This is a genomic window from Demequina sp. TMPB413, from assembly GCF_020447105.2.
Classification (GTDB): domain Bacteria; phylum Actinomycetota; class Actinomycetes; order Actinomycetales; family Demequinaceae; genus Demequina.
The window spans coordinates 12,731-33,984 of record NZ_CP096184.1; the positions used below are offsets into that span (position 1 = coordinate 12,731).

General features: G+C 67.5%; 10 protein-coding genes. All 10 read left to right on the forward strand.

Annotated features, from left to right (window positions below; genetic code table 11):
* Positions 1 to 95: 95 nt before the first annotated feature.
* The 10 genes from LGT36_RS00060 to LGT36_RS00105 are packed head-to-tail and all read left to right on the forward strand — an operon-like array spanning position 96 to position 21,214.
* Positions 96 to 6,140: an Ig-like domain-containing protein gene (locus tag LGT36_RS00060; protein WP_226095995.1), complete on the forward strand. Its 6,045-nt coding sequence runs from the start codon at positions 96 to 98 to the stop codon at positions 6,138 to 6,140.
* Between the two features lie 26 nt (positions 6,141 to 6,166).
* The gene (locus tag LGT36_RS00065) at positions 6,167 to 7,141 is read left to right on the forward strand and encodes a MoxR family ATPase (RefSeq protein WP_226095996.1); all 975 of its coding nucleotides are present in this window, start codon (positions 6,167 to 6,169) and stop codon (positions 7,139 to 7,141) included.
* The gene (locus LGT36_RS00070; protein ID WP_226095997.1) at positions 7,138 to 8,430 is read left to right on the forward strand and encodes a DUF58 domain-containing protein; all 1,293 of its coding nucleotides are present in this window, start codon (positions 7,138 to 7,140) and stop codon (positions 8,428 to 8,430) included. The genes LGT36_RS00065 and LGT36_RS00070 overlap by 4 nt, the downstream gene beginning before the upstream one ends.
* Positions 8,427 to 10,748 carry a transglutaminase domain-containing protein gene (locus tag LGT36_RS00075; protein ID WP_226095998.1) on the forward strand — a complete coding sequence of 774 codons (2,322 nt, stop codon included), beginning with the start codon at positions 8,427 to 8,429 and terminating at the stop codon, positions 10,746 to 10,748. The genes LGT36_RS00070 and LGT36_RS00075 overlap by 4 nt, the downstream gene beginning before the upstream one ends.
* Complete coding sequence (locus tag LGT36_RS00080; RefSeq protein WP_226095999.1) at positions 10,745 to 11,875, forward strand: RDD family protein; 1,131 nt, start codon at positions 10,745 to 10,747, stop codon at positions 11,873 to 11,875. The genes LGT36_RS00075 and LGT36_RS00080 overlap by 4 nt, the downstream gene beginning before the upstream one ends.
* 1 nt (position 11,876) lies before the next feature.
* Positions 11,877 to 12,689 (forward strand): PP2C family serine/threonine-protein phosphatase, encoded by an 813-nt coding sequence (locus LGT36_RS00085; RefSeq protein WP_226096000.1) that lies wholly within the window; start codon positions 11,877 to 11,879, stop codon positions 12,687 to 12,689.
* Complete coding sequence (locus tag LGT36_RS00090; protein ID WP_226264626.1) at positions 12,686 to 14,350, forward strand: FHA domain-containing protein; 1,665 nt, start codon at positions 12,686 to 12,688, stop codon at positions 14,348 to 14,350. Before LGT36_RS00085 ends, LGT36_RS00090 begins: the two co-directional genes overlap by 4 nt.
* Positions 14,347 to 15,993 (forward strand): serine/threonine-protein kinase, encoded by a 1,647-nt coding sequence (locus LGT36_RS00095; protein WP_226094694.1) that lies wholly within the window; start codon positions 14,347 to 14,349, stop codon positions 15,991 to 15,993. Before LGT36_RS00090 ends, LGT36_RS00095 begins: the two co-directional genes overlap by 4 nt.
* Positions 15,990 to 16,751: a hypothetical protein gene (locus tag LGT36_RS00100; RefSeq protein WP_226264627.1), complete on the forward strand. Its 762-nt coding sequence runs from the start codon at positions 15,990 to 15,992 to the stop codon at positions 16,749 to 16,751. Before LGT36_RS00095 ends, LGT36_RS00100 begins: the two co-directional genes overlap by 4 nt.
* Positions 16,748 to 21,214, forward strand: a complete 4,467-nt coding sequence (locus LGT36_RS00105; protein WP_226095158.1) for an FtsK/SpoIIIE domain-containing protein — start codon at positions 16,748 to 16,750, stop codon at positions 21,212 to 21,214. The genes LGT36_RS00100 and LGT36_RS00105 overlap by 4 nt, the downstream gene beginning before the upstream one ends.
* The last annotated feature ends 40 nt before the right edge of the window (positions 21,215 to 21,254 follow it).

The window sequence follows — 21,254 nt, forward strand, 5'->3', positions numbered from 1 at the left end:
ACAGGCCGAAAAAGAGCGGGATGGGGAATATTGCCCTACTCCCCGGGCACCCCTTCACGCTATGGTGTGCGAGGCCGAGGGATTCTGGGGGACGCATGACGTGGTTGGCGCGCTTGAGGGAGCGACGGGGTGTGGCGTCTGGCGCTGTCGTCACGATGTCGGCGATGACCCTCGGGGTGCTCGCGTTCCTCGATGACGGCGTGCCCAGCACCGACGTGGAACTGCACGACGGCGGCGTGTGGCTCACCAACGAGTCGGTGCTCATGGTGGGGCACCTGAACCACCAGTCGCGCACGCTCGACGGCTCGTACCGCACCACGACCGGCCAGTTTGATGTCGCTCAGTCGGGCAACACCATCGTGGTGCACGACACTGCCAACTCGACTGTTGCCCTGGTGGATCCGGCGGCGCTCACTGCTCCTTCTCTTGCCGCGCTTCCCGCATATGCCGAGTTCGGGCTCGGCGGCGACACGGCGGCGATACTCGATCCGACGGACGGTCGCTTGTGGGTGGTGCCGGTCAGCAGGTTGTCCTCCCTGGATATCAAGGCGACGGAGCCTGTGGCCGAGATCGGCGGCGGGGCCGCCCTTGCCGTCGGGCCAGACGGACTCGTCGTCGCAGTGTCTGCCGAAACGGGGGAGATTGTCACCGCGAGTCTCGCGGGGCCGCTTGCTGACACAGATCAGCGTGAGGCACTCGACTTGCCCGACGACGCCGAGGTGACTGTCACGCTCGTGGGCGACCGCATCGTCGTGCTCGACGCGTCGTCATCCATGCTGTGGCTGGGCGACAAGAGCGTCTCCGTGCCAGAGGGAAGCGTGCTGCAACAGCCATCGGCCGCAGGCGAGGCCGTGGCGCTCGCTTTCGACAAGGGTTGGTGGATTCAACCCCTCGATGGTGCTGAGGCTGTGGTCCAGGAGTTGCCGTCGACCGGCACTCCCGCCGCGCCCGTGTCCCTGCAAGGGTGTGTCTACTTGGCATGGGCCGGCGCCGGTGAGTTCCGCCGCGATTGCACAGAAGACTCGTACGACGTAGAGACGAAAATCGACGGGGCGCTACCGAGCGCCAGGTTTGTGTTCCGTGTGAATCGGGACGTTGTGGTGCTGAATGACTCTGTCAACGGCACCGGCTGGCTGTCTTCCGACGGCATGGAGCGCGTTGACAACTGGGACTCGCTGCTGCCGCCGCCCGACGATGACCAGGACTTTGAGGAGTTCGAGGAGGAGGACGAGTTGTCCTCCCTGCCAGAGCGCAGCGAAGACAACACCCCTCCCGTCGCCGAGGATGATCGCTATGGGGCGCGGGCTGGCCGCACCACCGTTCTGCCCGTCGTCGACAACGACTACGACCTCGACGGGGACCTGCTCACCGCCGTGGTGGTCGACTCCACGGGAGTGCCAGGTCAGGTTCAGGCCATCCGTGACGGGGAGGCCTTCCAGGTGGTGTTGCCGCCAGAGGCGACGGGCACTGCAACGTTCACCTACAGGATCAGCGACGGACGCGGCGGAGTTGACGACGCTACGGTGACGGTAAGCGTCGCGGGCGAGGGCGAGAACACCGCACCCGAGCCACAACGTCGGTCGCGATTGGTGGTGGAGTCGGGAGCGACGGTCTCCTACCACGTGCTCCCCGATTGGGTGGATCCCGAGGGCGACACCATCTTCCTGAGGTCGGCCATCGCGCCAGCGCCGCACAGGGTGGAGTTCACCCCAGACGGGCGCCTCACCATCACAGCCGACCCTGATGTCACGGGCCAGTTCGACATCGATGTGGTGGTGTCCGACGGCATCGAGGATGCGACCGGCACGGTAAGTGTCGACGTGTGGCCCTCACAGACGTTGCCCCCGCAGACGCACTCCGACCATGTGGTCACCTCGATCGGCAGGCCAGTACTCGTCAGTCCCCTCGGCAACGACATGTCGCGCTCGGGGGAACCGTTGCGGCTCGCCAAACTGGAAGAGGTGCTCGGCGTCTCGATGGTGCCCGACTACCTGAAGAACACCTTCACCTTCTCGTCTGAGACGGCCGGCACCTACTACATCCAGTACCTGGCCACCGATGGTGCGACAACGGCGCCGGGGCTCGTCCGGGTGGACGTGCTGCCGGAGGTTGACGCCACGCTGCCTCCGATCGCCGTCTCCGACGTCGCACTTGTGGCGCCAGGCGAAGACACGCTCGTGGACGTTCTCGCCAACGACTCTGACCCTGGCGGCAGGGTGCTCGTCATCCAGAACGTCGAGGTGCCCGAGCGCTCGGGCCTGCGCGTGGCCGTTCTCGAGCACCGACTGGTGCGCGTGACGGATCTCGCGGGACTCAGCGAACCCGTCACCCTGACGTACCTGGTGTCTAACGGCACTGACACTGCGCGCGCCGACATTACGGTGCTTCCCATCACGCCAAAGGACAAGAGCCTGCCTCCTGTCGCAGAAGACGACGAGGTCGTGGTCCGCGCCGGTGACGTCGCGACCATCGACGTGCTCGATAACGACACCCATCCTGGTGGCGATGAACTCACGCTCGTGGGGCTCGGCGAGCCGCTTGTCGACTCAAACGTTGCGCAGGTCTTCGTGTCGGACAACGTGATCCGTGTTCGCGCTGGTGACCAGGCGGGCACGGCGACGGCCCTGTACGACGTGGGCGACGAGCACGAGCAACGCGACTCCGCCCAACTCAAGATCACCATCGTGGGTGCCGACGAAGGAAACTCGGCGCCCCGCCCTTCGGACGCGGTTGCCCGCGTGCTAGCAGGCAACACGGTGCGCATCCCGATCACGCTCGACGGCATCGATCCAGACGGCGACTCGGTACTCCTTGAGGGTCTCGCGACGTCTCCCGAGCTCGGCAGGGTGGTTCAGCAAGGCGAAGACTGGATCGTCTACGAGGCATATGCCGATTCTCAAGGCACCGACACGTTCGAGTACGAGGTGCGCGACCGCCTTGGGGCGTCAGCGCGCGGCTCCGTCGTCGTCGGCGTGGCGCCAGTGCGCGGCTTCAATAATGCGCCGGTCGCCATCCGCGACGAGGCCTCGACGAGGGCAGGGCACTCCGTTTCAGTCGCCGTGTTGGAGAACGACACCGATCCCGATTCCGATGTGGTGACGCTGTCGAGCGAGGTAGAGGCTCCTGAAGGCGTTGAGGCAGAGGTACGTGGGGACAGGATTGTGGTGAGTGCCCAGGCGGAGGGCCAGTACACGCTGCAGTACACGATCACCGATGTGTTTGGAGCAGCCAGCACTGGCACCATTCTGCTCACCGTCGACGACGCACTCGACCCCGTCCCCCCGATCGCTCGTGATGACAGAATCGCGGCCGCCGATGTGGCGGAGGACGGCACGGTCGCGGTCGAGGTGCTCGCCAACGACGAGGACCCCGACGGCGTCGTGTCAGCACTCAGCCTGACCGTCTCGGACGAAACGGCAGTGATGGGTGAGCTCGGAGTCGTGACGCTCCAGGTCACTGACGTGCCGCGCATCGTGACCTACACGATCACCGATGCCGATGGCCTGAGCGCTTCGGCCTTCATCATGGTTCCTGGCTACGGCACGGCGCGTCCGCAACTCATCAGCGCAGCGCCGATCGAGGTAGTCAGCGGCGAGACCAAGACGATCAGGCTTGCCGACTACATCATCACGGCCAACGGAAACCCAGCACTCGTGACGCGGGTGGAGGCCGTCAGGGCCGCTCACGCGAATGGCGACGACCTCGTGGTCGACGAGGCCACGCTGCAGTACACCTCGGCCGATGGCTACTGGGGCAAAGACGCGATCACCGTCGAAGTGACCGACGGGCTCGCTGTGGACGATCCTGCTGGAAGGGTCGCCGCGATCACCATCCCCATCACGGTGCTCCCCGCAGGCAACGAGCCGCCTGCGTTCCGCGACGCCAGGGTCGAGGTCACGCCCGGCGAGGACCCCACGTTGCTCGACCTCAGCCTCCTCGGCTCCGATCCCAACGAGGACGACCAACTGACGTATGACATCGCCGGTGACGTGGCGGACGGCTTCACCGCTCGCATCGAAGGCACGACGCTGAGCGTCTCTGCCGACGCGGACACACCCAAGGGAACGCTTACCGATCTCGAGATCGAGGTCTCGGATGGCGTAGCGCCTCCCGTCGCCGGATTGGTCAGGGTCGCCGTCACGAGCGCCAGCAGGGCTCTTGCCGTTGCAAATGACGACTACGTCGACGACGCGAGGCCAGGCAAGCAGATTGTCGTTGACGTCACCGCCAACGACTACAACCCCTTCCCAGCCGAGCCACTGACCGTCGTCTCGTACGGCGTCGAGGCTGGCACTGGAGAGGTCTTGATCGGCGAGGACGGCCTGCGCATCACGCCGGGTGCGACCTTCAACGGCACGCTCCAAGTCAGGTACACGATTCAAGACCGCACGGGAGACACCGACCGCCAGGTTGAGGGACGCGTGTACGTGACCGTGGTCAAGGAGCCCGACGCGCCGGTGAAGCCGGCCATTCGCTCGGTCGAGGATCGCACCGTCGTGCTCGAGTGGACCGCTCCCGCGAACAACGGCGCCGCGATCTCTCATTACACCGTTCGCTCCGACCAGGGGACGGAGAAGCGCTGTACCACCACCATCTGCACCATTGACGGCTTGAGCAACGATGTCGAGTACCGCTTCACCGTGACGGCGACGAACAGGGCAGGGGAGTCGGCGCCCTCGTCACCGTCCGATGTGGCCAGGCCAGACATCAGGCCCGAGCAACCCGCCGCTCCGTCGCTCACCTTCGGTGACCGCGAGTTGTCGGTCCAGTGGACGCCGCCACCGACGGCAGGTTCTGCGATCACTCACTACACGCTGGAGATTTCTCCTCCCCCTGTGGCGGGGCCGTCACAGGCGCTCCAGGTGACGGGAACGTCGTATGTCTGGACGGGGCTTGAGAATGGCGTCGCGTATCAAGTGAGGGTGCAGGCTCGCAACAGTGCTCCTGAGCCTTCGGCATGGTCGGACTACTCCGCGACCGAGGTGCCTGCCGGGCCGCCTGTCGCACCTGCCAAGCCCGCCACCCAACGCCTCGCTCCTGTCGGCAACAGGGCCCAGATCGCAGTGCAATGGGCGGAGCCCTCAGGTAACGGCGACACCGTGTCGTCGTACACGGTCACGGCACTACGCGGGGGCGCGGCCGTCGCAACGGCCGAGGTCCCAGCAGGGGTGTACTCGCGAGCGTTCGAATTGGCGACGGACGACGTCGCCTATACCTTCAGCGTCGTCGCTCACAACAAGGCGGGCGCGTCCGATCCCTCCGTGCAATCGGACCCGAGGCGCGCGTTCGTGGCGCCAGGAGCACCCACCTCAGTGACGGCCACTCCTGGCGACGGACGCATCACCGTGGCCTTTAGTCCAGGACCGCGCAACGGCGCCGACGCCTCGTGGATCAGTTACGAGTACGAACTGAACGGTGCCGGCGGCTACAAGCCGCTCCCGTCTAACCGCATCATCGGGTCCTTGTCCAACGGCTCGTCGTACACAGTGAAGATTCGCGCGACGGCGACTGCCGACGGCGTCTCCTACACCGGCAACCCCTCTGCAGCGTCGGCCGCTGCCGTGCCTTACGGTGTGCCCCCTGCCCCAAGCGTCTCCTCCGCGAATAGCGGCGGCACCGTGCGCTTCACCTGGTCGGCGGCAACGTCGAACGGTCGGCCGATCACCACGCTCCAGTACCGGATCGATGGCGGCTCGTGGCAATCCGGCTCCACCTCTGGTGGATCGGTGAACGCGCCGTCGGTGGGCGGAACGCACTCGATTGAGGTGCGAGTCCAAGACTCAGAGGGTCAGTGGAGCGCGACCGCGTCGACCAGCCGGACGATCAACCCTGAACTCACCCTTTCGAAGGGACCAACGGCGACCGGCTACTGCGCGGTGGCGTCCGACTGTTCCTTCTTCCACTGGGAGTTGCGGTACTTCCCGCCGAACTACCGATTCGAGTACCAGTGCCTCAACTCGACGGGGGCTTTCTCGCAGGGCACGATCCCTTCGTCCTACGCGACGAACAGCAGCGGCAGCTCCTCCTTCAACTACTGCTACTCGGGCCCTGCGGCCAACAACACGTGGGACACCCCGTACTACACGCGAGTCAAGATGCCGGACGGCACCTGGGTGCGATCAAACGACTCCGGCTGGTAACCGGTGCTAAGAGAGGGACAAGACACATGACGATGACTCCAGAGCAGGCCACGTGGTTTGCCGACACCTTTGGCAAGATCACTGCCAACATCGGCCAGGCCGTTCTTGGCAAGGACGAGGTCATCCGCCTCGTGCTCACCGCCATGTTCGCGGAGGGACACGTGCTGCTCGAGGACGCGCCAGGCACGGGAAAGACGTCGCTCGCCCGCGCCCTGAGCGCGACCGTCTCAGGCACGCACCAGCGCATCCAGTTCACGCCAGACCTCTTGCCCTCTGACGTCACCGGAATCACGATCTGGAACGAGAAGTCGCGCGAGTTCGAGTTCCACCGCGGGCCGATCTTCGCGTCGATCGTGCTGGCGGACGAGATCAACCGTGCCAGCCCCAAGACCCAGTCGGCCCTGCTCGAGGTGATGGAGGAGTCCCGCGTGACTGTGGATGGCATCACCCACTCGGTGGGCAAGCCGTTCCTGGTGATCGCCACCCAGAACCCCATCGAGCAGGCGGGCACGTACAAGTTGCCAGAGGCGCAGCTGGACCGTTTCCTGTTGAAGACCACGATCGGCTATCCGGACATCGCCCACACCGCCAGAATCCTGTCGGGTTCCGCCGCGAGGGACCGGTCGGCTGCGCTCACGCCCATCATCACCACCAAGGCCGTCGCAGACATGTGTGAACTCACGTCGACCGTCCACGTGGACGACGCGGTGCTCACCTACATCGCGACCGTCACCGAGGCGACCCGCGCGGTACCGGAGGCGCGACTGGGCGTGTCCGTGCGCGGCGCGCTGTCTATGGTGCGCGCGGCCAAGGTCCACGCCGCCGCTTCGGGGCGACACTTCGTCACGCCCGATGACATCAAGGCGCTTGCCCAGCCCGTGTGGGCTCACCGGCTCGTGCTCGATGCCGAGGCCGAGTTCCAAGGCGCCACCGCCAGCCAGATTGTCGACAGGGTTCTCGCCGAGGTGCCTGCACCGCAGAGCAGGACCGCCGCGGCATGAGCGCAGTCCCCACGCGCGGCGACGCCGTCGCGCCGTCGACCACCACGGGAGCACACCCCGCGGTCGGGATGGCGCGCGCGTGGGTCACGGAGGTCGCCGCACCGTTCGCGGCCCCCATCGTGCGGCCACTGCGGACGGTGGTCGGCTGGTTCACCGGGCTCGGCGCGGTAGTGCTCGCTGGCACGGCGATCGCCCTCGGTGTGGTGGGCATGTGGGGATGGCTCGAGTTCTTGACGATCGCTGCGATCGGCGGCGCCGCGTTGGTCATGGCGGCCTTCTTCTTGGTGGGCAGGATCGCGTACGACGCTTCATTGAACCTCGCGCTGACCCGCGTCGTTGTTGGCGAGCGTGCGGTGGGCGGCATCGAGCTGCGCAACCCCACCAAGCGCGCGCTGCTTCCCGTGCTCGTGGAGCTTCCCGTGGGAAAGGGTCTCGCCTCTTTCGCGATCCCTCGCTTGGGTGCGGGCGAGAGCCACGACGACGTATTCACCATTCCTACCCATCGCCGCGCGGTGCTCCCCGTCGGTCCCATCACTGCGGTGCGAGGCGACCCGTTGGGGCTGCTGGCGCGCGTCGTGACGTGGACGGATCCCGTCGATCTCTACGTGCACCCACGCACGGTGTCGCTCGAGGGCTCCTCCTCCGGTTTCCTCCAAGATCTCGAGGGGCTTCCCTCGAAGGATCTGTCCAACTCCGACATCGCCTTCCACGCGCTACGGGAGTACGTGCCAGGCGACGACCGTCGGCACGTCCACTGGAAGTCGACCGCTCGTACCGGTCAACTGATGGTGAGGCAGTTCGAGGAGACGCGCAGGTCCCACCTGGCCATCTCGCTGTCTCTCAATGGCGACGAGTATGAGACCGAGGACCAGTTCGAGCTGGGGGTCTCTGTCGCCGGTTCGCTCGGTTTGCAGGCGCTCAAGGAAGACAAGCAGTTGAGCGTGTTGGTTCAGGGCGCACAACTCCCCACGCGGTCGGGCAAGCAGTTCCTCGACTCGCTGTCGAGACTCGAGAACACCGACGCTCGCAGGGGCACCTTCGTCGACCTCGCACTCAGGACGGGCACGGCTGTGCCGGACGCCTCTGTCGCCGTCATCGTGTGCGGTGGGGCGGTGACTCCTGCTGACATCCGGTTGGCCGCCACTCACATTCCGTTGGGCGTGCTCGTTGTCGCCATCTATTGCACTCCCGATGCCCCTCTCACCCGGCGCACCATCGGAGACATCGTGGTGCTCACGATCGGCGACTTGCGCGACCTTCCGCACGCCATGAGGAGGCTCGCGGCATGACGCGCCTCAACGCCCCCCGCAGGCCCGATTTGCGTCGTGCCGCCGTCGACCTCGCCGCGGTCGCCGTCATGCTCGCCATGGGCGCGTGGGGATTCGCCCCCATTTTCGCTTCGACCGCGTGGCTTCCCGCCACCATCGGCGGTCTGGTTGTCGGCATGGCCATCGGCATCGTTGCGGTCTGGCGCCGGTGGCCCGTCATCGTCGCCGTCGCCGCCCTGATTGGCGCCTACGTGCTCACCGGCGGCGCCCTAGCACTCCGAAGCACCACGATCGCTGGACTGGTTCCCACCTTCGACACCTTGCGGGGCCTGGCTTTTGGCGCGGTGAGGTCCTGGAAGGCACTCCTCACGGTCGACGTGCCTACCGCTGGCTTCGAGACGGTCGTGTTGGTACCGCTGATCTCGGCGCTCGTAGCCGCGCTGGCGGCCACCATGCTTGCCTTGCGAAGGCGTCACGCAGCCTGGGCGCTGATTCCAGTGCTCGCGTTTTTGGGGGTGTCGATCGCTTTCGGTCTGTATCGTGCCGCCGCTCCGCTCGCTCAAGGAGCGGTGCTGGGCACGGTCGCGCTTGCCTGGCTCGCGTGGCGTCGGCACCGCGACCGCGCTGCAGGAGGTGAGGCGCTCGCCGCAGGACACTCTGCCGAGACGCTCGCGACGTCCCGCAGGCGACGGGCCTACGGAGGTGCAGCCATGGTCGCTGGCGCCTTGGCCATGGGGGCGGGGAGCATCGCCGTGGCCGCTCCCGACCAGGATCGAGACCTGTTGCGCGAAGAAGTGGTCCCTCCGCTCGAGTTGCGTGACTATGCGAGCCCTCTGCAGTCGTTCCGCAAGTGGGTGCGCGACTACGAAGACGCGACGCTCTTCACGGTCGACCATCTTCCTCAGGACTCCCGCGTACGGCTCGCGACCCTCGACGCCTACGACGGCGTGGTGTACGCCGTCTCTGGCGACGGTTCCTCCACTGGCGGGTCCTTCGCTGGGGTCGGCAGCGAGCTCCCAACCGACGCTGCGGGCGAGCCGGAGACCTTCACGGTCACTGTTGACGCCCTGAACGGAGTGTGGGTGCCAACCGTCGGCGACCTCACCGCCGTGTCGTTCACGGGGGAGCAGGCCGAGTCGCTCTCCAAGGCGCTCCACCACAACGCCGCGACGGAGACTCTTGTCGAGACGTACGGGTTGACGTCGGGAACGACGTATCAGTTCGACGCCGTTGTCGCCGCACCGCCGTCGCCGCAGGAACTTGAAACGGCGTCGTTCTCGCGCCTTTCCCCTCCGGCCATCTCCCAATCGCCAGAGGTGGCTCGCACGATGGCCGCAGACGTCGTCGCCGACGCCGGTGGCCCCTACGCTCAGGCTGTCGCCTTGGCAGACCACCTGTCGGGCGCTGGGTTCTTCTCTCACGGCCTTGAGGGTCAAGCTCCGTCGCGTTCGGGTCACCGAGCCGAGCGGATCGCGGAGTTGCTCGCTGCCGACCAGATGATTGGCGACGACGAGCAATACGCCGTGGCGTATGCGCTCATGGCCCATGAACTCGGCATCCCCGTGCGGGTCGTCGTGGGTTTCTATCCCGAGACGTACACCTCCGGGGCTTTTGAAGCCACGGGTGCGACGGCACACGTGTGGGCAGAGGTTGCGTTCGAGAACGCTGGCTGGGTGCCCATCGACCCCGCACCAGCCGAAGACCAGACTCCAGTGAACGAGGAGCAAGAGCCGCAACGCGAGCCCAAGCCGCGGGTGCTTCAGCCCCCGCCTCCGCCGGCACCGCCCGCCGAAGTACCTCCGAGCCTGCCAACGGACGACGAGGTGGTGGAGGACACTGCTCTCGACGTCGAGGCACTCGTCCGGACCGTCGTGCTGGTTCTGGTCGGCGCTGGCGCTTCCGCCATCTTGTGGGGGCCGATCGTGTGGATTCTTGTTGCCAAGGCGAGGCGGAGGCGGCGCAGGCGTCGCTCCGGCGCCACGTGGGACCGCCTGAATGGCGCCTGGATGGAGGTCGCTGACCTCGCGGCCGACTATCGAGTCACCGTGCCAGAGCATGCCACCCGCATCGAGGGAGCTCGTCTCGTGGACGGGGGCTTTGCCCAAGCATCAACTGTGGCGCTTGCCCAGCGCGCGGATGCGGGTGTGTGGGCGCCGGGCCAACCCTCCGACGAGGAGGTGGCGAGCTATTGGAACGACGTCGCGACCGCCATGCGGTCCATGCACCGCTCGCGCCCCTTGAGAGCGAGAATCGCCGCGCGCATGAGCTTGCGCTCGCTTGTGCAGCGACGCGCCCAGAATCGTGGCACCACCAGGAAAGCGAGAAGGAACAACTCATGACAACACCGGCCCCGCTCGGACGCCGCATCGTGGCCGCGCTCATTGACTACGGGTCTTTGAGCGTGCTCACGATGGTGGCGGCCATTCCCGCGATGCTCTCCGTGGTGCGCAACGCCGACGATGCCGCGAACGCAGGAGCCGCTCTCGGGGCGGTCGGCTTGGTGTGGGCCGTCTCGTTGGGTGGTTGGGCGGTGCTCGTCGCCCTGAAGGGAAGCAAGGCGGGATCGCCTGGGATGCGCTTGATGGGCACCCGGCTGGTGCGCGTCGACACCGGCGCCCCGCTCGGATTCGGCCGGGCCGCGCTCCGCCAAGTGGTGCTGGGCGCGACGTCTGGCATCGTCATCGGCGCCTTGTCGCCGCTGTTCCACCCGCAGCGGCGGGGCTGGCACGATCTTGCGGTCGGCTCGATCATGGTGGGAGCAGCAGCGAGCAGTGGCCACGCCCCGACTGCGCCTGCCGCCGCTGCCGCACCACCTCCGCCGCCCCCGCCACCTCCTGTGCCCCACGCCGTGTCCGCGCCTGTCGCTGACGCCGACGCCGACCAGGCGCCCGCTGTGCACCACGAGCAGCCCTCCGTGATCACCGCAGTGCCGGGTTTTGCGCCCCCGCCAGCGCAGCCGCCCAGTTCGTCAGTTCAGGCTCCAGCGTCCCCGCAGCCACCACCACCACCATCACCAGCGTCGGCGCCGCCTGCTGCTTCCCCGCCGCCACCACCGCCGCCGCCGCCAACTCCGGAACCACCTCAGGGAACGGATTCGGCAGAAGAGGATCTTGACGCCACGAGGGTCGCGGCACCAAGGGCCCGCGTCGCCGTCCTCACGTGGGACGACGGCAATGTTGTGACGGTCACCGGCACCGCCGTGATGGGACGCAACCCCGCCGCTGGCACACACGCCGACGCGCTGCTCGTGCCCATCACCGACAACACCCGGTCGCTGTCAAAGACGCACTTCGCCATCGCCGCATCCCCAGAGGGCTTCACGATCACTGACCTGCACTCCACCAACGGCGTGGTGGTGCATCGCGACGGTACGGAAGTCGCTGTCGAGCCAGGAACGCCTCTGCCGCTCATCTCGGGCGACCGGCTCGTGGTGGGCGACCGTTCTGCGTCGTTCGAGGTGCGCTGACATGGGCGCAACTCACCACGCAGGACCGGTGACGCTGAGCGCGGGCGCCGCTTCCGACGTCGGCACTACTCGCGCTCACAACGAAGACTCGTACCTGTGCGAGGCCCCCCTGTTCCTTGTCGCGGACGGCATGGGCGGATATGCAGCTGGCGAGGTGGCCAGCGCAATGGTGGTTGACGAGTTCCGGCCGCTCGCGGGAGCCGAGACGGTCGCCGTCGAACAGATGCGTGAGGCCTTCGACCGGGCCTCAGCGCGCGTCGATGCCCTTGCGGGCGAGACGGAAGGGGCTGGTACGACCCTTACCGGCGTCGGCCTCGCGAGCGTCGGCGGCGTGGGGTACTGGGTGGTTGTCAACGTGGGCGACTCCCGTACGTACCGCTACGACGGCGCGCGACTCGAGCAGATCAGCGTCGATCACTCGGTGGTCCAGGAGTTGATCGAGGCTGGCGAGTTGACGGCTCAACAGGCGCGTGGGGACTCTCGCCGCAACATGGTGACGCGCGCCATTGGCGCAGGCGCTCCTGGCGAGCCGGACTTCTGGATGGTCCCGGTCGAGACGGGCGACAGGGTCGTGGTCTGTTCCGACGGCCTGTCAGGAGAACTGGAAGACGAGGTGATCGAGGCGACGCTCGCGCGGGTCGCCGGCGCTCAAGAGGCCGCCGACGATCTGGTGCGGCAGGCGCTTGAGGCCGGTGCTCGCGACAATGTCACGGTGATCGTGGTGAATGCCGAGCACGTGGGCTCAAGCGACGAGCACGCGCCAGGAGCGGACACAGTGCCGCGCGCGGATGCTCCAGCGGAAGGTGCCTCGTGACCTATCAGTACGTTCCTGGCACCCTCATCGCCATTGCGGAGGCCGGCGGCGTCGCGCTGCTGGACGCCGGCGTCGCACCCGATGTGCGCGCTGCCGTGGCAGCGGCGTTGAGATCAGGGGGAGGCTTCGGCGCCTTCATTGATGCGCTGACTGCTCACTTTGGTGCGAGTGTGTCCGCGCTTCCTGACTTCGCGCTCGCGCTCCTCGAGCCTGAGGGGACGAGGGTTGCCGTGCGCGGCCGCCTCGCGGCTGAAGCAGGCACGCCCATCTCAGGGGCGGGCGTCACCACGTGGACGGAGGCGGTGGTGCCCGTCGGAACGGCCGTGATCCTGGGGGAAGCGGCGCTCGCCCTTGCGGCAGGAGCGCTCGAACTTGGCAGCGGCATGGTTCTCGCCAGCGGAGTAGTCGTGGGCGCCGAGGGGAGCTCGGAGCGGGTGCTGCCTCCGCCGGCCGGCGCGACCTCTGCTCCCGTAGCGCCCGTCGCACCTGCCGCACCCATCGCCGTCACCGCCGAACCCGTGACCGACGCGCCTGGACCAGAGCTGGCCGAGGCCGAGCCCGAGCCTGAGCCCGGCGTGGACGAGCCCGAACCGGTGGGTGCCGACGAGGCGGAGGAGCTTTCCGGTGCGACAACGCTTGCCCCGATACCGGACACCTCCATGCCCGATGCGGCCGACGATGGACCTGACGAGGACACTTCCTTTGGAGGCTTGTGGGGATCGACCGTGACATCGGTGGGAGCCACGCGCTCTCCGGCGGCTCAGTCAACGGCCCAGCCGTCCGGTCGGGAGCGCCTTGAGGGCGCCGAGCCGCAGGCTGGCGGCGACTCGGCGCCGCCCCCACCCCCCGCACCGGCCGCGCCCCCCGCACCGTCCGCGCCGTCCGCGCCGCCTGAGCCCCCCGCACCTGCGTCGGAAACGACCGCCACCACAACACCCCCGCCCCCCGCGCCGCCACGCGAAACCTCCCGCCCAGCGGCCTCCGCGCCCACCCCCGTAGTCGACGGGATGATCGCGGGGCTTCCCGACTTTCTCCGCACCGGCGGCGCTCCCGCGGTGGAACCACGCAACGATGTGCCAGAAGCGGACGCCGCACAGGAACCCGCAAGCGCTGAACCGCAGGCGTCTGTCGCGATGGACAACGGAGTCCAGACTGAAGCGCAGCACGAAACCTCCGGAGAGCACGGACAAGAGTCCTCGCAGGGCGATGGACTCGGCGACCACGACGGCGCGACCCTCGCCGTGTCGCGGATCGCCGAACTTGCCCCGGACGCCTTTGCCTCAGCCCCGTCGGCTCCCGACTCCACCCCTGCGCCAGCGCCCACCATCGGCCGTGCCGTCCTGTCGACTGGTCAGGAGATCGTCATCGACCGTCCGTGCATCATCGGTCGTCGACCCCAGGCCACCAGGGTCACGGGAGATCTACCCCACCTCTTCGCCGTGCCCTCCCCTCAGCAGGACATCTCGCGCAATCACCTCGAGCTCCGCCAAGAGGGCTCCTCCGTGATCGCCGTGGACCTGCAGACCACGAACGGCTCCATGCTTCGCCGTGGCGCTGCCGACCCCGTGCGCCTGCACCCAGGCGAACCAGCTGTCGTCGTGACCGGCGACGTGATCGACCTCGGTGACGGCGTCACCGTGACCTTTGTGGAGTTGCCATGAGCGCATCGAGACCCCCGTCAACGCCGCCGACGATCGCCGGTTTCGACTATGTGCAGTTGCTCGGCAAGGGCGGCTTTGCCGACGTCTTCCTGTACCAGCAACAGATGCCGAAGCGCCGCGTGGCGGTCAAGGTGTTGCTGGCCGACGCGATGAACCCGAGCGCCATCGCAGACTTCAAGGCAGAGGCCAACACCATGGCCCAGTTCTCGACCCACCCGGCCATTGTCACGATCTATCACGCCGACGTTGCTCCCGACGGGCGCCCCTACCTGGTGATGGAGCATTGCCCCAAGCCCAACTTGCAGGCGCGTTACCGCAAGGCCCCGTTTTCCGTCGCCGAGGCGCTGCGTGTGGGCATTCAGGTGTCTGGCGCCGTCCAGACCGCCCACCGCGCGGGAATCCTGCACCGCGACATTAAGCCCGCGAACATCCTGGTGACGGAGTACAACAGACCAGCGCTCGCGGACTTCGGCATCGCGGCGACCCAGGCAGGCTCGGAGGAGTCGCTAGGGATGTCCCCGCCATGGTCCCCGCCAGAGGCCTTCGCTTCGCCGCCGGTGTCGAATGTGGCGACCGACCTGTGGGCGCTTGGTGCGACCGTGTACACGTTGCTGGCAGGACGTTCGCCATTTGAGGTACCTGGCCAGAAGAACTCAACGGCCGACGTGATCGCGCGCATTCAACACGAGCCGCTGAGGCCCATCGACAGGGCGGACGTGCCGACAAGCCTCCAGACAGTCTTCGCCACCTCGATGGCGAAGGATCCGGCGAGGCGCTACAGCTCCGCGGTCGACTTCGCGCGGGCGCTTCAAAAGGTTCAGATCGAGCTCGCCATGTCGGTGACGCCGTTCGACGTGATCGATGACAGCGCGGAGGACCTCTACGACGAGCCGGAAGACGACGGCCGGACCAGGGTGCGTTCGGTGGTCAGCATCGACCCTCAAGGCCCTGGGCCGTCGGCGTTCCCCTCGTCGACGTCGGGCTACCTCTCCGAGGTGCCCTTCAGCACCACAGACGCTGCGGTGCTCGCCGACTCGACGGGCACGCCGCTGGGCGACGCTCCTGTTTCTGACGCGACCGTGGTGCGCAGGGACGGTGCGACGCCGTCGCAGGCTGCGGGTGCCCCGCCGGTGTCACTTCCCGACGACGCCACCCTTGGCCGGACGCAGGTGCGCCCGCGGCCCGCGCCAGCATCTGCGGAGGCAGAGCCTGCCCCCGAGCAACGCCGGAGCAAAGCACCCCTCTTCATCGGCGTCGGCGCGGCGGTGGTGGTGGTCGGCGGCGTCGTGACGGCGGCGATGCTTGGACTCTTCTCCTCGACCGGGGAAGATACGCCACCTGCTCCCACCTCCGTCGTTCCTCAAGACGATGTGGTGGTCGCGGCCCAAGTGCCGATCGTGGAGGACATTGTCGGCACGATCGAGGCCGACACCGCGGTGTTCACGTGGGAAGCTCCCGACCCGGAGCCAGGCGACACCTTCCTATGGGGAGTGCGCGTGGGGGAAGCGGCCGTGGCCTACGAGTCCACTGAAGAGCCGACCGCGAGCGTTCCGTATGAGGGCCAAGAGGTGTGCATCGAGGTGCTGCTCCGTCGAGCCGATGGCAGGACGGGCTCCACTCCTGGAGTCGGGTGCACGCCATGACCTCATCCACGTCGGAGCTGTCCGAGCGCATCACCGTCGAGTTTGCTGGCGAGTACCACCACGTCTTTCCGTCGGACGGGGCTTTCACGGTGGGCCGTGAGGGTTCGCTGGCCATTGACGACAACCCCTTCCTGCACCGCCACTTCCTGCGCATCTCGCGAGCCGAGTCGCTGTGGTGGCTGGTGAACGTGGGTACTCGTCTCAGCGCGACGGTGACCGATGGCGGCGGGAGGGTGCAGTCGTGGCTCGCGCCTGGCGCACGGCTGCCGATCGTGTTTCACGCGACCCATGTGGTGTTCTCCGCTGGCCCGACCACGTACGACTTCACGATCTACGCCGACACTCCCCGCTTCGAAGACGTCCCTGGCGGATCCGGTCAGGTGGGGCCCACGACTCTTGGTGCCGTCGCCCTCACGCCCGCCCAGCACTTGCTGATCGTCGCTCTTGCCGAGCCGATGCTGCGCAGGGAAGGGGCGGGCATGTCCGAAATTCCCACGTCGGCGGCTGCCGCCGAACGCCTTGGTTGGACCGTCACGCGCTTCAATCGCAAACTCGACAATGTGTGCGAGAAGCTCGACAGGCTCGGCGTGCCTGGCCTCCGCGGCGGCGGTGGTGCGTACGCCACGAATCGCAGGGCGCGGCTCGTCGAGCACGCGCTCGCCGCCCAACTCGTCGGCCGCGCCGACCTCGCTTTGCTCGACCCCTCTGGCCCCCAGGTGGCACGGCCGGCGGTTACGGCCCGAAAGGACGCTCGATGAGCCTCAAGATCAGTACCACTCGCGGCGACGGCACCACGGCGTTGCTGTCCGTGTCGGCGGGAGCCGACACGACCGTGCGCGAGGTTGCCGAGTTCGTGCTGGGCGCCGATCCGAGCCGCAACGCCGCGCTGAGGCCTGCCGATCCGACGCTCGAGGTCACCGCCAGATCAGCTGGCGCCGTGGCGGGTGGCCGCGTTGTCGACCCCGAGATGGACATTGCATCGTCGGGCATCCGCTCGGGCGACCACGTGGAAGTGGTCTCGGCAGCGAAGGCCTCGCAGACCGCCGCCTCCGGCCCCGTCGCGACCGTCACCGTCGTCTCAGGCGCCGACGCTGGGGCCACCTTCGCCTTGCGCGCGGGCTCGAACGTCATCGGCCGCGACCCCGACGTCGCCGTCCACTTGTCGGACCCGCTCGCATCGAAGCGCCACGCCCGCATCATCGCGGGAGACACCCTCGAGATCGCCGACATGGGCTCGACCAACGGAGTGTTGTTGGGTGACACCTTCGTCACGCGCGCCACGCTGCTTCCTGGCGACAGGGTGTCGATCGGCGACACGGTGCTGGAGATCGCGGTCTCCCAGCGCACCGTCGAGGCGATCCCGACCACGCCTTCTGTTCAGTTCACCCGTTCGCCCCGCGTGGTGCCCCCGCTGCCGGACGACACTCACGAACTGCCGGAGCCGCCCACCAAGCCGCAGCCACGCTCGTTCCCGCGCGTGGCACTGGTCGCGCCAGTGGTGCTCGGACTGTCCATGTACTTGGTGACGGGAAGACTGCTGTCGCTCATCTTTGTCGCGATGAGCCCCATCATGATCGTTGGCGGCTTCTTCGACAATCGCTACAACCAGCGCAAGCAGTCGGCCGCCAAGCTGGAGGAGTTCAGGGCAGACGCCGTCGCCGCCGACCGTCGGCTGAGCGAGGCCCAGGAGAGGGAGCGTCAGGTGCGCCTCGCGTACGCGCCTTCCACCGATGAGATCGTCGCGTCGGTCAGGACGCTCGGCCCGCTGTTGTGGACGCACCGCACGGAGCACGACGCGTTCCTCACCGTCAGGGTGGGCCTCGGGACGGTTCCCAGTTCGCTCGAGCTCACGAAGCCCTCTCCTCGCGATGCCGTCGCGGACTCGTGGGAGGTTGTCGACGAACTTGCAGACCGCTTTGCCACGATCGATCGGGTCCCTGTCACCGCGAACCTGAGGGTCTCGGGCGGCCTAGGCATCGTCGGCGACGACGACGCGGCGGCCGCGGTCGCGCGCTCCGTCATGGCGCAAGTCGCAGGCCTGCACTCGCCGATCGAGTGCATCGTCACCGCCTTTGTCTCGCCGACGCAGAGCAACAGGTGGCAATGGCTTGAATGGTTGCCCCACACGTCGTCGCCGGTGTCGCCCATCGAGACGGACCACGTGGTGCGTACGAGGGCAGGTGCTCAGGCGCTTCTGAGCGGGCTCGAGGCCCTTGTCGCCGCGCGCACGCGCTCCGACATCGGCACGTATGTACCGCAACTTCGTGGCCGGGAGAAGTCCACTGGGGGCGACGACGAGACGCCGACCACGCCTTCCGTGGTGGTGCTTGTTGAGGACTCAGCCCCCGCCGACCGTCGGCGCTTGATCCGGCTCGCCGAAAAGGGCGCAGACGTGAATGTGCACGTGGTCTGGGTGGCGCCGACGCGCACTGCCCTGCCCGCTGCATGCCGATCCTTTGTCGAGTGGGGCGCGGACGGCAACGCGACCGTTGGTCACGTGCGACGGGGAGGATCCGACGACCCCGTCCAATGCGAGACGCTTTCTATTGAGACCGCCAGCGACATTGGCCGCAGGCTCGCGTGTGTGGAAGACGTGGGTGCCGTGGTGGACGGCAACGCCGACATCCCGCCGTCCGTGTCGTACCTGGAACTGCACGGCTTCGAGGCCCTGGAACCGGGCCACCACGAACAGCGCTGGCGTCACGATGCCTCCGGGGCGGGCAAACTCTTCTCGTTGCGTGCCCTCGTGGGGCATGCTGGCGACGAGCCGTTCTACCTCGACCTCAAGACCCAAGGGCCGCACGCGCTGGTCGGCGGCACCACAGGTGCAGGAAAGTCGGAGTTCCTGCAGTCGTGGATCCTGGGCATGGCGGCCGCGTACAGCCCTGAACGCGTCACGTTCCTATATGTCGATTACAAGGGCGGGTCAGCCTTCGCCGATTGTGTGAAGTTGCCCCACTCCGTCGGCCTGGTCACCGACCTGACCCCGCACTTGGTGGACCGCGCGCTCGCGTCCCTCAGGGCCGAGCTGCATTATCGCGAACGGCTGTTGGCCGCCCATGGCGCCAAGGACCTCGAGACGCTCGTGAAGCAGGGCGGGGGAGACGCCCCGCCCAGCCTGGTGATCGTGATCGACGAGTTCGCCGCCCTTGTCCAGGAGGTTCCCGCGTTCGTCGACGGGGTCGTGGACGTGGCCCAACGTGGGCGCTCGCTGGGCCTGCACCTGATCATGGCGACGCAGCGTCCCGCTGGCGTCATCAAGGACAACCTGCGAGCCAACACCAACCTGCGCATCGCGTTGCGCATGGCCGACGAGGCGGATTCCGCCGACATTCTCGGCGTGCCGACCGCCGCGCACATGGACCCAGGCCTGCCTGGGCGCGCGATGGCGCGCATGGGTCCCGGTCGCCTGGCGACCTTCCAATCGGCATACGCCGGAGCGCATTCGGTTCCGGGCGGCAACAGGGCGACCATCCAGGCACGGGAGCTCGCCATGGGTGCCGGCGGTGCGTGGGAACTGCCGCGCGATGCCAGGGCCGTCAAGGCGGACGGTGAGCCAGACGCAGGACGCGTCGTCACCGCCCTGGTGGGAGCGTCGGCGCTGCTTGAGATCCCCGAGCCCAGGCGTCCGTGGCTCGATGAACTCGCCGAAACCTACTCGCTGTCGGACGTCTCCAAGCGTGCCGATGGTGCCCTCGCCTTCGGACTCGTTGACGACCCCTCACGCCAGGCGCAGTACCCCGCCGTTCATCACCCAGACCGCGACGGCAACCTCGTCGTGTTCGGCGGCTCCGGCTCCGGAAAGTCGACCACGCTGCGCAGCCTCGCCATCGGCGCGACCCTGGCTCGCGACATCGCCCCTGTCCATATCTATGGCCTCGACGCCGCCAGCGGCGGCCTTGACATGCTGCGGCCCCTGCCCAACGTCGCCGACGTGGTTGACGCCGATGACGACGAGCGCGTCGGCCGCATGCTGAAGCGCCTCGCCGGCATCGTTGAGGAGCGCACCCAGCTGTTCTCGGGAGCGAGGGCTGCCGACCTCACCGAGTACAGGGCGGTCTCTGGCGACAGGGGCATGCCGCGCATCATGCTGCTCGTGGACGGCTACGGCACGTTCCAGTCCGAGTACATGCACGACGTTCCACGCCAAGGTTCCTTCGACGCGTTCAGGGACATCCTGACTGAGGGGCGTGCGGCTGGAGTGCACGTGGCACTCACGGTTGACCGCGTGGGCGCGATGCACACGTCGATTCAGTCGCTCGTGTCCCGCTCGATCGTGCTGCGCATGAACGACGAGAACCAGTACGGGATGCTCGGGTTGCGCACGACCGGATTCACGCCGCAGTCGCCCGCGGGACGCGCGATCGACCTGGCCACTCGCCAGGAGATGCAGGTCGCCGTGCTCGGCGGCATCGGGCGCCTTGACGAGCAGGCGCGTCAGGTGGAGCGCCTCGCGGAGAAGATCCCGGCGCGTCCGGAGTGGCGCGCGGAGCCGATTCCGCGCATGCCCTCGATGGTGGAGGCGTCGACCATGCCGGCCACCGTGGACGGGCTGCCTGTCCTTGGCATCGACTCGGCCACGCTGGCGCCGCGCGGTTTCGGGATCGACCGGTCCTTCATGATCGCGGGTTCGGCGGGCTCCGGCCGGTCGTCGGCCGTCGCGTGGCTCGCGACGTCGATCCGGCGTGCGCAGCCTGAGCGCAAGATCGTCCTGCTCAGCCAGCGTCGGTCTGCGAATGCAGACCTCAGCGTGTGGACGTCGGCCTTTGTGGGCCCGCAAGCGGCAGAACAACTCACTGCCGAGATGGGGCCAGCTCTCGAGCAGCCTGCCGAAGGGGACGGCGGTGTGGTGGTCTTCATCGAGAGCGTCCAGGACTTCGGCGCCTCGATGAGCGACGGCCCAATCGTGCAACTTCTTAAGGGCGCACGACGCAACGGTCACGTGGTCATCGGCGAGGCCGACACCCAGGGCTGGACCACCGGGCAAATGGTGTCCGATCTCAAGGGAACCAGGCGCGGGCTGATCCTTGCGCCTGAGGGTCCGGACGTACAGATGCTCTTCGGAGCGTCAGGGCCGAGGCTCAACAGGGCACTCACGCCACCTGGACGCGGCTTCTGGATCGAGTCGGGAAAGGTCGCCGTCGTGCAGATCCCGTGGGTGGATGGGGAGTTCTCCCCAGATTCGGGCGATGCGCTGGCGCTGGCAGGGAGCGACGGCTAGTTTTCTAGTACGCCACCGCAGGGGGGTGGCCTTATCGAAA